Origin of the sequence: Paraburkholderia sp., assembly GCF_049581445.1 — a bacterium.
Lineage (GTDB): Bacteria > Pseudomonadota > Gammaproteobacteria > Burkholderiales > Burkholderiaceae > Paraburkholderia.
In genome coordinates, this window is sequence record NZ_JBAURZ010000279.1 from 1 (window position 1) to 11,737 (window position 11,737).

13 protein-coding genes, 1 tRNA gene and 1 pseudogene are annotated in these 11,737 nt (G+C 60.8%); 9 read left to right on the forward strand and 6 right to left on the reverse strand.

What is annotated here, in order from left to right; genetic code table 11:
* A pseudogene (locus WCA85_RS23190) lies at positions 1 to 370 on the reverse strand (permease); the annotation flags it as partial.
* Positions 371 to 372: 2 nt separating this feature from the next.
* The gene (mnmH, locus tag WCA85_RS23195; protein ID WP_424067192.1) at positions 373 to 1,497 is read right to left on the reverse strand and encodes a tRNA 2-selenouridine(34) synthase MnmH; all 1,125 of its coding nucleotides are present in this window, start codon (positions 1,495 to 1,497) and stop codon (positions 373 to 375) included.
* Between the two features lie 241 nt (positions 1,498 to 1,738).
* On the opposite strand from mnmH, the gene WCA85_RS23200 reads away from it, so the two are divergent.
* From WCA85_RS23200 to WCA85_RS23210, 3 genes are all read left to right on the forward strand, one after another.
* Entirely contained in the window at positions 1,739 to 3,169 is a 1,431-nt protein-coding gene (locus WCA85_RS23200) for an MFS transporter (RefSeq protein ID WP_424067193.1), read from the forward strand.
* Positions 3,170 to 3,214: 45 nt separating this feature from the next.
* Positions 3,215 to 3,427 (forward strand): DUF3820 family protein, encoded by a 213-nt coding sequence (locus WCA85_RS23205; RefSeq protein WP_424067194.1) that lies wholly within the window; start codon positions 3,215 to 3,217, stop codon positions 3,425 to 3,427.
* 209 nt (positions 3,428 to 3,636) lie between these two features.
* A complete protein-coding gene (locus WCA85_RS23210) occupies positions 3,637 to 3,903 on the forward strand; it encodes a hypothetical protein (protein ID WP_424067195.1) in 267 nt (88 codons plus the stop codon).
* A 109-nt stretch (positions 3,904 to 4,012) separates the two neighbouring features.
* Here the strand turns inward: WCA85_RS23210 and cynR are convergent, their stop codons facing one another.
* A complete protein-coding gene (gene cynR, locus WCA85_RS23215) occupies positions 4,013 to 4,894 on the reverse strand; it encodes a transcriptional regulator CynR (protein WP_424067196.1) in 882 nt (293 codons plus the stop codon).
* 117 nt (positions 4,895 to 5,011) lie between these two features.
* Here cynR and WCA85_RS23220 point away from each other — a divergent pair, with 117 nt between their 5' ends.
* The gene (locus tag WCA85_RS23220) at positions 5,012 to 5,677 is read left to right on the forward strand and encodes a carbonic anhydrase (RefSeq protein WP_424067197.1); all 666 of its coding nucleotides are present in this window, start codon (positions 5,012 to 5,014) and stop codon (positions 5,675 to 5,677) included.
* Between the two features lie 83 nt (positions 5,678 to 5,760).
* Positions 5,761 to 6,231, forward strand: coding sequence for a cyanase (gene cynS, locus WCA85_RS23225; protein WP_424067198.1), 471 nt, complete (start codon positions 5,761 to 5,763; stop codon positions 6,229 to 6,231).
* 53 nt (positions 6,232 to 6,284) lie between these two features.
* Here the strand turns inward: cynS and WCA85_RS23230 are convergent, their stop codons facing one another.
* The gene (locus WCA85_RS23230; RefSeq protein WP_424067199.1) at positions 6,285 to 6,719 is read right to left on the reverse strand and encodes a DUF302 domain-containing protein; all 435 of its coding nucleotides are present in this window, start codon (positions 6,717 to 6,719) and stop codon (positions 6,285 to 6,287) included.
* Positions 6,720 to 6,950: 231 nt separating this feature from the next.
* Entirely contained in the window at positions 6,951 to 8,462 is a 1,512-nt protein-coding gene (locus tag WCA85_RS23235) for a sulfotransferase (RefSeq protein WP_424067200.1), read from the reverse strand.
* A gap of 271 nt (positions 8,463 to 8,733) precedes the next feature.
* Between WCA85_RS23235 and WCA85_RS23240 the strand changes: the two genes are divergently transcribed.
* Complete coding sequence (locus tag WCA85_RS23240; RefSeq protein ID WP_424067201.1) at positions 8,734 to 8,931, forward strand: hypothetical protein; 198 nt, start codon at positions 8,734 to 8,736, stop codon at positions 8,929 to 8,931.
* Positions 8,932 to 9,150: 219 nt separating this feature from the next.
* Positions 9,151 to 9,396 (forward strand): DUF6566 family protein, encoded by a 246-nt coding sequence (locus WCA85_RS23245; protein WP_424067202.1) that lies wholly within the window; start codon positions 9,151 to 9,153, stop codon positions 9,394 to 9,396.
* A gap of 140 nt (positions 9,397 to 9,536) precedes the next feature.
* Here WCA85_RS23245 and WCA85_RS23250 read toward each other — a convergent pair whose 3' ends face one another.
* Positions 9,537 to 9,803: a hypothetical protein gene (locus WCA85_RS23250; protein ID WP_424067203.1), complete on the reverse strand. Its 267-nt coding sequence runs from the start codon at positions 9,801 to 9,803 to the stop codon at positions 9,537 to 9,539.
* 403 nt (positions 9,804 to 10,206) lie between these two features.
* On the opposite strand from WCA85_RS23250, the gene dusA reads away from it, so the two are divergent.
* Together dusA and WCA85_RS23260 are read left to right on the forward strand one after the other, a co-directional pair.
* On the forward strand, positions 10,207 to 11,208 hold the full coding sequence (gene dusA / locus WCA85_RS23255; RefSeq protein ID WP_424067204.1) for a tRNA dihydrouridine(20/20a) synthase DusA: 1,002 nt from the start codon (positions 10,207 to 10,209) through the stop codon (positions 11,206 to 11,208).
* An 88-nt stretch (positions 11,209 to 11,296) separates the two neighbouring features.
* Positions 11,297 to 11,372 (forward strand) — tRNA-His (locus WCA85_RS23260).
* Positions 11,373 to 11,737 lie beyond the last annotated feature (365 nt).

Below are 11,737 nucleotides of genomic sequence, written 5' to 3' on the forward strand. Positions count from 1 at the left end.
CGGGGATCGCCAGCAGCCCGCCCGCAGCGACGCTACCAAAGCCGGTCTTGCCGAGCACCCGCGCGATCCACTGCACGGGCAGCAGCACCTGGACGGCCGAGCCGAGCAACAGACCCAGCACCATCGCTTGCCAGATCGCCTTGCCGTAAGCCACGGCGTAGCCCAGCGCCGCGCCGAGCGATGGCGCGGGCGGACTTGCGTCGGTGCCCATCAGGATCGATTTGCCGATCGAATGGGTCGCGGCCGCCGTGAACGCCCGGTGGTAATACGGAAACCACTTCACATAAAAAAGCCCGAGCACGGCGACCAGCAGAAAAATCAGCCATCCAGATGCTGCGGGTTGGGGTTGGGTTTGGCGTGTCGTGTTCATCGTTATTGTTGGATGGGTTGAGTTGTCTGATGCGTCTGATGCTCTGCCGTGCGCAGATCCACCGATTTCAGCTGCGCCAGCAGGGCTGCGGCCTGTCCGACGCTATCCGTGGCGTTCGGCCTGAATTCGAAGTGCAGCGCATCCTCGAGGCGGCTGAAATGCTGCCGGCTGCTACGCTGATACGCCGGGTCGTAATGACGATCGATCAGTTGGCCAAACAGTTCGGCACGGGCTGCCGTGTCAGCCATGCTGCCTGCGTCGATCAACGCTTGCCAGTGTTTGACCTGCTCGCGGCTATGCAGACCAATCAGGCGCTCCAGTTGATATTTGAACGAGGCTGGATTGTCGAACAGATGCGCGTAGTCCTGCAGCAGGAACGTAATGCGCTCATCGTGGCTCGCGTCGACTTCCACGCACAGGCCCCGATGAAAGCGTTCGAGCAGCGTTTCGGGCAGCGTGATTGCGCCAATCCGCCGGCTCTCGGCCTCGACGAATACGGGTCGTCGTGGATCCATGTCCGACAAAATGCGGGTCAACGCAGTATCGAAGGCCTTTTGGGCCGGTTGCGGCTGATCGGGCAACGCCCCTAGCAGCGAACCGCGATGGCAGGCCAGCGCCTCCAGATCCAGCACCTGCGCCCCCGCTTGCCGCAAGGCCTGCAACAGGCGCGTCTTGCCGCTGCCGGTATGGCCGATCAGTGCGACATAGTCGAACTGGCCAGGCAGCGTCGCGAGCGTGTCCAGCACCGAGCGGCGGTACGTCTTGTAGCCACCGTCGAGTTGCCGCGCCTGCCAGCCGATCAGGTTGAACCAGGTCGTCATCGACCCTGACCGCTTGCCGCCGCGCCAGCAATAGATCAGCGGGCGCCAGTTGCGTGGCCGATCGGCAAAGGTGGTCTCCAGATGCTGCCCGATATTGCGCGCCACCATCGCCGCGCCGACGCGGGTGGCCTCGAATGGCGAGACCTGCTTGTACATCGTGCCGATGATCACCCGCTCCGCGTTGCTCAATACCGGTGCGTTAATCGCGCCCGGAATGTGATCCTCGGCGAACTCCAGTGGCGTGCGCACATCCACGATTTCATCGAATCGCGTCAGTTGATCGAGGGACACAAGCAGGTTTTTCAATTGGGCAACGCGTCGGAAAAGCCTGATTTCGAATGAAACGGCTGGGGATGGGGCTAACGGATGGAACAGACGAACCGGATTATCGCATGCGGGATGCGGAGGCTGGTCTGGCCCATGTGCCAGGCCGCGGCTGCGTGAAGTCTGCCGCACGGCTAAAATGCGGGTCCGGCAGGTGCCTCGACTGAGGCGCTGAACACGCGCCTCGTCATGAACATGCTGGATTACCTGGAGTGTGGTGCCGATGTCCGATTCGTCTTCCGCTGTCACACCCAAAGGCGCGTCTTCGCTGATCGTGTCGCTCGTCGCCGCCGCGTTCTTCATGGAGAACCTCGATGGCACGATCATCGCTACCGCCCTGCCGCAGATGGCGCGCTCGTTCCATATCCATCCGGTGGATCTGAGTATCGGCATCACCGCGTACCTGCTAACGCTCGCAGTGTTCATCCCCATCAGCGGCTGGGTCGTGGACCGCTTTGGCGTACGCACCGTGTTCACTGCTGCGCTCGCGGTGTTCACGGCCGCGTCGGTGGTCTGTGGCATGACCAATGGGCTGGTGGAATTCACCGCGGCGCGTGTCCTGCAGGGACTCGGCGGCGCGATGATGGTGCCGGTGGGCCGCCTCGCGGTCTTGCGCGTCACCTCCAAGGACAACCTGATGCGGGCGATCTCGGTCATTACCTGGCCGGGCCTCGTCGCGCCGATCATCGGGCCGCCGTTGGGCGGATTCATCACGACCTATTCGTCATGGCGCTGGATCTTCTATCTGAATCTGCCGCTCGGTCTGATCGGCATGGTGCTCGCATGGCGCTTCATCAGCGCGGGCGGCGAGACTGAAAAGCGTCCGTTCGACGGCCTCGGCTTCGTACTTTGCGGAGTTGCAGGCACTGCGGTCATGTATGCGATGGAACTGATCGGCCGCGCTGGAGCCTCTTGGGGCGAGGCGCTTGCGTTCCTGGTGATCGGCCTCGCTAGTGGCACCGCGGCCTGGGTGCATTTGCGGCGTACCGCGCACCCGGTAGTCGATCTGTCCGCGTTTCGCATCAAGACGTTCGCGGTGGCAACCGGCGGCGGGTCGCTCTTCCGCATTTCGATCGGGGCGGTGCCGTTCCTCGTGCCACTGATGTTCCAACTCGGCTTCGGCATGAACGCGTTTCGCTCGGGCTTGCTGACACTCGCGATCTTCGCCGGCAACCTCTCCATGAAGCTCGTCACCACGCCCACCATGAAGCGTTTCGGCTTTCGCTCGGTGCTGATCGTCAATGGCGCGTTCGCGGCGCTCTCGCTTGCGGCGATCAGCCTGCTCACTCCGTCGACGCCTTATGGCTGGATACTCGCCGTGCTGTTTGTGAGCGGACTCGCGCGCTCGCTGCAATTCACCGCAATCAACACGCTTGCCTTCGCCGATGTGCCGAAACCGCAAATGAGCGGTGCTTCCACCCTGTCGAGCACGCTCGGCCAGATGACGATGGGCATGGGGGTGGCCGCGGGCGCCATCGCCTTGCGTGCTTCAGCCTCGCTGCATGGGCACGGCGCGCAATCGGTCACGCCTGCGGACTTCAGTCTCGCGTTCGTGCTGGTGGCGGCGCTCAGCGGCATAGCCGTGGTCGACGTGTTCGGACTCGATCCACGGGCCGGTGCGCATGTCAGCGGACACCAGAGGCGCGAAGCTTGAACTGACCGACGCACGAGCCGCCAGTTACTTACCTCAACTATCACGATGAAAACCGAACAACTCGAATTACTGGTCACCCGCGTGATGCCATATGGCAAATATAAAGGCCGTCTGATTGCAGATTTACCTGGCCACTATTTGAACTGGTTTGCGAGCCAAGGTTTTCCGCCCGGTGAAATCGGCCAACTATTGGCGTTAATGCACGAGATCGATCACAACGGACTTTCTTCGTTAATAGAACCCCTGCGAAAACGTTGAGGAGCGCGTGTTATCGAGCTCATTGCTTTCAGTCCGGCAACGTTTAGACAACAGGTTTATCACTAATACAATACAGAGTGAAAGCAATCAGGCGTGCTATTTTCCGCTGTAAAAAAAGCTAACCTTTTTGTCCTTGACCCTCGTAGGTCCATCGGCTTTAATCAGCACGACTCGATAAATTTCTTCATGCGCGCCTTGTGCATGTCTTCATGCAAAACTTCAGCCTGATCAACCTGCTCGACTACATCGGCCATGACATGTCGCCCGTGAGCGCAGTCATTGCATTTTTTGTGTTTGGTTATCTCGTGGTCGGCTTGCCTGTTCACTTTCGTCAAGGCGCGGCATCGCGCGACGTCTGGGGAACCGCTGCGGGTGTCACCATGGCTGCGCTCTATGCCGCGTTCCTCGTGGGCGTGTATCCGCTCGTGCATCATGGCTTCGTTCATGTGCCGCCGGCTATCGTCGTGCAACATTAGGCGCATTGTTTCGCATTGGTGTTCGCTCGTGTTCTGCAAGACGCATAAGCTGGCCCAACCGCCGTACACGCTTTAACGCGCACTCCCCGTCTCCAACGCAAAGCCCTTCTCAACGCGAGGCCCACTCAGCAGCAAGGGTCGAGAACGCCTGGCACGCCGCACTCCGATAGGCACCACTGCGCTGCAATAACGCCGCCGTGCGCTGCGGCAAGGCCGGCTTCAACGCGACAGGGTGCAAGCCTTCATGCTCACGCGCAATCGCGTCAGGCAGTACGGTAGCCAGCACCCCGCGCCGCACAATCTCCACAATCGCGCTAATCGAATTCACCTCGATCGCCACGTGCGGCGCGACCCGCTGTTGCAAACAATACTGATCGATATAACGGCGGGTCGCGAAGTCACCGCTCAACATCACAAGCGCCTGGCGTTCCAGTTCACGCGCCGCGAGCGGCGCGTTTTGTCGTGAACAAGGATGCGCCGCACCCACCACGAGGCTCAGTGTTTCGACAAACAGCGCCTCGCTTTCGATCTCAGGTGAACGCACATCAGAGAACGCAATCCCAATGTCGAGCAGATCGTCTGCGAGCGCCGCTTCAATACGATCCTGGGTGGTCTCCTGAAGCGTCACCGTGATGCCGGGCCACGCCGCATTGAAGCGCGCCAGCAAGGGCCCGATCAGATACGCCGTGAACGTGGGCGTGACGGCAAGGCGCAGCGAACCACGGCTCAGGTCCTGCACATCGTGGATGGCGCGGCGGCCTTCGTCGAGATCCTGCAACGCCCGACGCGCATGACGCAGATACGCTTCGCCCGCATCGGTCAGGCGCACGGTGCGCCCCGAACGGTCGAATAGCTGCACCCGCAGCGTATCCTCGAGTTGCCTGATCTGTTGGGACAGCGTGGGCTGCGACACGTGCAGCGCCTCGGCGGCGCGTGTGAAGTTCTGATGTTCCGCAACCGCCAGCAGATAGCGGATATGACGTAGCAACATGCGCTTTCAACTATAGGACTGACTTATTGAATCCATAATAATCGAGTCTTGGACCCTATAGTCAAACTGGATCATCCTATCGTCATTGGTCAACGCCTCAACGCCGGAGAGACGCTCATGCAAGACATCATTGAAGGCTTCCTGAAGTTTCAACGCGAGGTATTTCCCGCCCGTTCGGCGCTTTTCAAGCGCCTCGCCACCAGTCAGAACCCAGGCGTGCTGTTCGTCACCTGTTCGGATAGCCGGGTGGTGCCGGAGTTGCTCACGCAGCGCGAGCCCGGCGACATGTTCGTGATTCGCAACGCGGGCAATATCGTGCCCTCGTACGGGCCGGAGCCCGGCGGCGTGTCGGCCACCGTCGAGTATGCGGTTGCGGTGCTGGGCGTGACGGACATCGTCATTTGTGGACACTCGGACTGCGGCGCGATGACCGCCATCTCGACCTGCATGTGCCTCGATCATCTGCCCGCTGTGGCCGCCTGGTTGCGTCACGCGGATGCTGCCCGCGCCGTCAACGCGGCGCGTGAATACCCGACGCCGCAGGCTCGCCTGAACTCGCTGGTGCGTGAGAACGTCGTCGCGCAGCTGGCCAACATCAGGACTCATCCGTCAGTGGCCGTCGCGCTTTCGCAGGGACGCCTGAATCTGCACGGCTGGGTCTACGACATCGAAAAAGGCGCAATCGACGCGCTCGACGGCAGTACGAACCCGCAGCACTTCGTCTCGCTTGCCGAGCATCCGGATGTGTGCGCCGTGAATACTCAGGTCCCACCCCCGGACTAACACGAGCCTGTGCGCGCCGGACGCCTCGATCTAACCCGGTTACTCAAGTCCCCTTGCCCACCCCGCATCAGAAAGGAAACATCATGTTGCAATCACAAGTCAGCCAGACCGCCCGTCAGCACCTAACCGACGCCATCATCGACGCGAAAATGCGCAAGGACCTGTCCTGGCAGCAGCTCGCAGACGGCACGGGCTTGAGCCTCGCGTTCGTCACCGCGGCCCTGCTCGGCCAACACCCGCTGCCGGCGGAAGCGGCGGCTATCGTCAGCGAACGGCTGGAACTGGGCGACGAGGCTGCCCGCCTGTTGCAGGCGGTGCCGCTGCGCGGCAGTATCGACGGCGGCGTGCCGACCGATCCGACGATCTATCGTTTCTACGAGATGGTGCAGGTCTACGGAAGCACGCTTAAGGCGCTGGTGCACGAGCAGTTCGGTGACGGCATCATCAGCGCGATCAACTTCAAGCTCGACATCAAGAAGGTTGACGACCCGGAAGGTGGGTCGCGCGCCGTGATCACGCTGGACGGCAAGTATTTGCCTACCAAACCGTTCTAGACTGAAACGACGCGCGCGCCGGCCTCGCGTTTCGGACTGTAAGCTCTCAGCTCTCAACGCCAGGAGGCTGCGTCGGTTTGATCGGCGTCGATCGCATGTGCCAACAGCGACGGCACCTGGGAGAACGCGCCGGTGAGCGACGGATCGATGCCGTAGTGTTCCACCAGCATCGCAGACGGCTCAAGAAAGTCCACCAGCACCGGGCCCTCCGGCTCTTGCCAGACCACCAGCTTTAACGGCAACTCGAGCGCTGCGTGCGGATTCGCTTCCATGACCGGCGTGCCGCCTTTCGGGTTGCCAAACAGAAGCATGCGCGTCGGCCGTAAGGTGGTCGAGGCCGACACGGCCGCGACCGCCTGATCGATATCTGCGAAGATCGTCATGCCACGCTCGGTCAGCGCCTGCTTGAGGCGCGTGATCGTCACCTCGAAGTCGAAGCCGCTGTGCATTGTGATCACAGAGGACGGGATTCGTGCAGGGGGCGTCATGGGGTCGTCACCTCAGTTTTTTGCGGGTCGTGCATCAGCTTACGCTACCGAGGCCCGTATGCAACCGTCCGCGCGACGCACCCGCCGCGCACCTCTCAGCGGCTGTGCGCCCGAGCGCGTCCTGGAGCGCGGGTGTGCAAATATGGCCTGTCGAAAGGTATAGCAGAACAGCGCGGACGCGTGAAATTTTTGCGCCGTGGTTCGCGGCACTCGCCGTGCCTGTCGTTCGGGCTAACTCCACTCGCCCGCGAGTTCCGGTCCCAGCGCCTCATAGAGCGGCTGCAGCAACGGCGCGACCGGACGCCAGCGCGCGAGCGAGGTGCGATAGATCGGCTGACGCACCTGCGAGGCACTCGCGGTGTTGACCTGTCGCTGGGTCTGGTGGAACGCGAGACATCGCTCGTCCCAGTCGAGTCCGCAATGAGCCAGCATGCGGCGCGCGTTGCCTTCGAGATCGTCGACGAGTTCCTCGTACTGCACTTCGATCATCACGCCTTCCGGCAACGCCTGCCGCCAGTGCGCCATCAACGCATCGTAGGCACGGTAATAGCGGCCCAGTTCGCCGAGATCGTAGCTGAATGGTACGTCGTGAAATATCCGCGAAAAAATCGACAGACACGTCTCCACTGGCGCCCGGCGGCTATGAATAAAGCGCGCGTTCGGCAACGCCAGATGAATCAGTCCGACGTTGATAAAGTTAAACGGGTATTTGTCCGTGATGCGCTGATAGGCCTCGGCATCCGGCACCTCGTTGCGAATCCGTCGCACGTAATCGGCGCCCAGCGATGTGAGTTGTGCTGCTGAGGCATTGAGAATGGTGTCGAGGTTGAGCTTGTCACCTTCTTCTGGGCTGCGTGCAAGGGCGCTCATCAGCGCCTTGCCAAAATCGGGCCGTTCCCCCGCACCGAATACCTGCGGATGGCTTGCCAGAATCTGTTCGATCAGCGTCGACCCGGAGCGCGGCATGCCGACGATAAAAACCGGTGCATCCGAGGCATCGCCCAGACCGCGTTTTGCCTTCAGGACATCGGCGTTCAACAGTTGCGGCAACTGGTCAAACAGACCCAGCGTTAGCGCCTCGTTGTAGTTGACGCTGCCGCGATACATCGCGTTGGCCTTCAGCAGATGATCAAATGAGACGTCGTTCTGCTTCATCTCGCCCAGCGCGTGGCCGAGGGCGAAATGAAATTGCGCCTCGTTGTCCGGCGTGAGCGAATCCGCGCGGCTCAGCATGTCCTGCATGGCGATGAAGCACGGGTCGTCGGGCGTCATACGCTTTGACTGCACGTAATTGCGGTAGTAGACGCCGCTCCGGGGTGCAATCTCAATTGCCCGCCGATAAGCCTCGTGCGCTTCGTCAAAGCGCCCAAGCGCCTGCAGGCAGTTGGCCATATTGTTGTAGGAACCGTCGACCAGCGCGCCGGTCTCCGCGGCCTTGCGGTAGCTGAGCACGGCTTCCTCGAGCCGGTGCGTCTGCTCGTAGACCCATCCCAGATTGTGATGAATATCCACGGTGCGCGGATCGAGCGCCAATGCGTCCAGGTAGCGCTGCAATGCCTCCGGATAGCGCTCCAGCGCCACGAAGATCAAGGCCAGACTGTTGTGGATCGCGGCGTCCGCGGGCCGCAGCAAGCGCGCCTGTTCGAACGCGTTGAGCGCGCCGTGTAAATCGCCGCGCTGGGCGCAGGCGTTGCCACTGACGAACCAGTCGTCCGCGCTTGCCGGCTGTTGATCTTGCGTCATGGGCGGCCAGTAATGGAAATCGGTGCAGAGGGTATTGGGAAATATTGGCAAAAGACGATGCGCGGCGTAGCGCACACCTTATCGGTCGAGGGCACGTTAGCAGGAACGTGTCATAACTTCATTTCCAAATTTGACAAACTATTACTCACGGACACATTCAGTAGGGAACTGACAGCAGCGCTCGCTCTGGATGGGCTCAGCTGGCTGCGTGCGCCAAAATAGCCCGCGTGGAAAGTGCTAGGATGAATTGACTATGACGACGGAGACTGCCATGTCCAGGTCATTGAGTCCAGAAGCCATCGAGGCGTTGCGACGCCTGAACGACGTCGGTGTCGGCCAGGCTGTGCCGACGCTAACGCCGGGAGTCGCAGGCGAATTACTAGGAATGGGGCTGATCGTCGAAGCCGCGGGTGGCGACGTCGAGATTACCTGCAACGGAAGACAATATCTGTCCGGCGATTGCGATTGAGGTGGTGAGACCGAATGCAGCGTGCGTTTCGCGGACACTTCGCGGCGCTGGAACGGTCGACGCGCGGGAGCGATCGCTGGCGCCGCATGCGGACGTTGAGGCATACGCAAACCGCGATGCGAGCATGGTCGCGCGACTCTGACCGAAGCGAGCGGCTCCTCGTCATGTGAGCGGTGAGTGAGCCATGCCCGGGCGGCACCAGCAAACAGGGAGGTGAGCATGAAGCCCAAAGGAATTGACATGGGCGACTACCAGGAACGTTACGGCGACTACGACATTGAAGTCGCTGTCGAACAGGTGCTCACCGGCGTGAAAGCGCATTTCCGGGTGCTGCGCGCCGACGCCGTGATCGCAGATTGGCGCCTCGTGCACATCGATGCGCTCTGGCCCACCGAGCACGCTGCAGCAGAGGCCGGGTTTCGGGCAGCGCGCGATTTCATCGATAGCGGAAGCGTCAACGGTTAAATGCCGTGCGCAGCGGGGACTTGCGCGGCCACCGCCCGTCAAATGCGAACGCCGGATAGTCCGGGGGTTAACCCATACTATCCGGCGTTACTACAAGGCACGCATTGAGCGTTCGGGACGAACGCCCTGCGCTACCCCGATTACTGACCGAAAAACACCGACTGCGGGCCGTTAGCCTGCTGACGGGCGCCCGACTGAGTCGACGCAGCCTTCACACCGCCGTACGCGTTGTTGTCAGCGTTAGCGCGCTCGACAGCAACCGTTTGTGAGCTTTGGCCTTGTTGCGAAGCGGGTGCGCCAACAGCAGGACGGTAGAACGGTGCCGGGCCGTAGCCGCTAGCGAAAGCAGGCGCGGCGATCATGGCGGAAGCGGCAACCAGCACGGCGGCGATAAGCTTGGTCTTCATGAGGACTCCAATAAACGTTTCGGACTTCGGTTCAGGAAGGCGTCGCGACAGGGGCCAATCAAGCTTGCCTGCAACACCGATGAACTAAGTGTATTCCCTTACTATCGAATATTTGTACCGATAATCCGAAATTACTATTCTTAGGACTGAAACAATCGCCCAACCCCATAACTGTCATGCTCAACAATGGGGTCGAAAGGGGCTAAAAAGGTCCCCTTTCCGATTTGCTTCTGGCCCTTCTTATCCCGTTCACATACTTGCTTTTTTTCGCTACTCCTGCTGGAGCCTCTTGCCCACGGTCGGCCTTTGGCGGCCACCCTTCTATCTGTTCTCGTCCACGCCTGCAGTGAAAACGCCCGCTTGCGGTAAAATCCGGGTTTGATTCATGCCGCCGGCCGTCCCCATGTCCCTCGCTCTTCCCGCCAGTCCCCGCCGCGTTAGCGTGGCCCCTATGATGGACTGGACTGATCGTCACTGCCGCTCACTGCATCGCGTGCTATCGCGCCATACGTGGCTGTACACCGAAATGGTGACCACGGGTGCACTGCTGCATGGCGACGTCGCACGTCATCTCGCGTTTACTCCCGGCGAAGCGCCGGTCGCGCTGCAACTGGGTGGCAGCGAACCCGACGATCTGGCCCGTTCGGCGAAACTTGGCGAGCAATGGGGCTACGACGAAATCAACCTGAATTGCGGCTGCCCCTCCGAGCGTGTGCAACGCGGCGCATTCGGCGCCTGCCTGATGAACGAGCCCCAGCTGGTCGCAGACGGCGTGAAGGCGATGCGCGACGCGGTCTCGGTGCCGGTGACGGTCAAGCACCGGATTGGCGTGGATGCTGTGGAGGAATACAGCTACGTGCGCGATTTCGTCGGCACGATTGCGGAGGCGGGCTGCAACGTGTTCATCGTGCACGCACGCAATGCGATTTTGAAGGGGCTCAGTCCCAAGGAAAACCGCGAGATTCCTCCGCTGAAATACGACTACGCGTATCAGTTGAAGCGGGACTTCCCGCACCTCGAGATCATCATCAACGGCGGCATCAAGACGCTCGACGAAGTCGAGCTGCATTTGCAGCATGTCGACGGCGTGATGCTAGGGCGTGAGGCTTATCACAACCCCTACGTGCTCGCCGATGTCGATGCGCGCTTCTACGGTTCTACCGAAACTGCGCTCACTCGTGAACAGGTCGAAGCGAAACTGATCGAATACTGCGCGGCTGAACTGGCGCGCGGTACCTTCCTCGGTTCGATCACGCGTCACGCGCTCGGGCTTTATCGCGGTGAAGCCGGTGCACGCGGATGGCGACGCGTCCTCTCGGATAACAAGAAACTTGCGGCGCGCGATCTCGCCATTTTTGATGAAGCAAGACAGCATCTGCGCGAGCCCGTCGAAATGTTTGAATAAAGGGCTAGGCAAACCCAAATCATGTTTGTATAATCTCGTTTCTTGATCGGCAAGCCAGTTCTCGGCGAGCCAAGCAGATGTCCCGGTGGTGGCTGTAGCTCAGTTGGTAGAGTCCAGGATTGTGATTCCTGTTGTCGTGGGTTCGAGCCCCATCAGCCACCCCATTCTTGTTTCAAACGTCCCCCTGCACTTCCAAAAATATCCTGCCGGTCGATGACTCGCAGGAATTTTTATTGCCAACGTTCACAAGGTTTTCGCTCCACGCTGATGTCCTGGAGATGTGCCGTTGTGCTCAATCACCACAATCGATATAGCCGCTTCCGGCCGCAGCGTTGACTCTTCGTGAAGCGCTTCCGATGGCGACTCACGCGCGCACTTACATCGACGCTAAACGCAACAGGGGCCGCGAATCCGCCGTCCCTGTTGCGTCCGTTACGCGACAGCGTGTGCACGATTAATTGTGACGTTCCTCATTCCCGCCGTGAGCCGAGTTGTTGCCGCCCCCGCCGCCACGAGCAGAGTTGTTGGC

Bases quoted from the DNA above. Each gene is read 5' to 3' on its own strand.
- WCA85_RS23200 (WP_424067193.1), top strand. From the start codon at position 1,739: ATGTCCGATTCGTCTTCCGCTGTCACACCCAAAGGCGCGTCTTCGCTG.
- WCA85_RS23235 (WP_424067200.1), bottom strand. From the start codon at position 8,462: ATGACGCAAGATCAACAGCCGGCAAGCGCGGACGACTGGTTCGTCAGT.
- WCA85_RS23240 (WP_424067201.1), top strand. From the start codon at position 8,734: ATGTCCAGGTCATTGAGTCCAGAAGCCATCGAGGCGTTGCGACGCCTG.
- WCA85_RS23210 (WP_424067195.1), top strand. From the start codon at position 3,637: ATGCAAAACTTCAGCCTGATCAACCTGCTCGACTACATCGGCCATGAC.
- cynS (WP_424067198.1), top strand. From the start codon at position 5,761: ATGTTGCAATCACAAGTCAGCCAGACCGCCCGTCAGCACCTAACCGAC.
- dusA (WP_424067204.1), top strand. From the start codon at position 10,207: ATGTCCCTCGCTCTTCCCGCCAGTCCCCGCCGCGTTAGCGTGGCCCCT.
- WCA85_RS23230 (WP_424067199.1), bottom strand. From the start codon at position 6,719: ATGACGCCCCCTGCACGAATCCCGTCCTCTGTGATCACAATGCACAGC.
- WCA85_RS23250 (WP_424067203.1), bottom strand. From the start codon at position 9,803: ATGAAGACCAAGCTTATCGCCGCCGTGCTGGTTGCCGCTTCCGCCATG.
- cynR (WP_424067196.1), bottom strand. From the start codon at position 4,894: ATGTTGCTACGTCATATCCGCTATCTGCTGGCGGTTGCGGAACATCAG.
- WCA85_RS23205 (WP_424067194.1), top strand. From the start codon at position 3,215: ATGAAAACCGAACAACTCGAATTACTGGTCACCCGCGTGATGCCATAT.
- WCA85_RS23245 (WP_424067202.1), top strand. From the start codon at position 9,151: ATGAAGCCCAAAGGAATTGACATGGGCGACTACCAGGAACGTTACGGC.
- WCA85_RS23220 (WP_424067197.1), top strand. From the start codon at position 5,012: ATGCAAGACATCATTGAAGGCTTCCTGAAGTTTCAACGCGAGGTATTT.